This is a genomic window from Oleiphilus sp. HI0128 (assembly GCF_001635365.1).
In genome coordinates this window covers 1-1,122 of the sequence record NZ_LWGG01001588.1, presented here as the reverse complement: position 1 = coordinate 1,122, position 1,122 = coordinate 1, and the positions used below count along the sequence as shown (strand labels likewise).

Here is a 1,122-nt window from a genome sequence, read left to right as displayed (position 1 = left end):
GTGTTTACGCCGGTAACTTTGTTATTCGACAGAGTCTCACTATTCAAGGTGAAAAGGGCGCTATCATCAACGCCCAAGGCATGCATGACGGGATTCGAATAAAAGCTCCACATGTCACCATTGAAAATCTGACAATAGAAAACTGGGGCGATGATTTAACGGCAATGAATGCCGGCATCTTTATTGAAAAATCGGCACAAAATACAACCATCAAGAATAACCTGCTTCATGGTGATACTAGCGGTATTTGGTTAGATAAATGCGATGGTGCAAAAATTATCAACAATAAAATAAGCGGTAACGAGCAGATGCGCTCAACCGACCGAGGCAATGGTATTCATCTATCCGTTGCGACCAATACCGAGGTTCGTGGCAACGAAATCTGGCATACCCGTGACGGAATTTACATTATTTCTAGCCAGAACAACCTGCTCACTGAAAACCATATGCACGACCTTCGCTACGGGGTTCATTACATGTACTCCCACAGCAATACCGTCACCAAAAACAAAGCGGTACGAACCCGTGCAGGCTATGCGCTCATGCAATCCAGAAGTCTCACTGTCAATCATAACCAGTCACTCGATAGTGAAGACTACGGCATCTTATTAAACTTTATTACCTATTCCACCTTAACTAACAACACGATTGATGGCGTGCGTCAAAGTGAGGCACGTCACGTTGAGGGTGCCGATGGTAAGGGCTTCTTTATTTATAACTCGCTGCACAACAAAATTCTAGACAATGACGTGAGTAATGCAGAAATCGGTATTCACCTGACAGCAGGTTCCGAGAACAATATTATTGCTAAAAACACCTTTATCAAAAACCAGACTCAAGTGAAATACGTCGCGACCCGCAAACAAGAATGGAGCCTCGACGCCCAAGGTAATTACTGGAGCGACTATTTAGGCTGGGATATGAACAATGATCAAATTGGCGATACCTACTTCGAACCCAATGACAGTATCGACAAGCTACTATGGAAGTTTCCTCAGGCAAAAATGCTAATGGATAGCCCTGCAGTATTGTTACTACGTTATATCCAAAAACAATTCCCGGTACTTAAATCGCCTGGGGTAAGAGATAGTTTCCCTCTCATGACACCGCCCGCTCGTAAGG

At 44.0% G+C, this 1,122-nt stretch carries 1 protein-coding gene; it reads left to right on the top strand.

Features of this window, described 5'->3' with window-relative positions; genetic code table 11:
• A partial coding sequence (locus A3763_RS26030; protein ID WP_068760738.1) for a nitrous oxide reductase family maturation protein NosD occupies positions 1-1,122 on the top strand: 1,122 nt, incomplete at both ends.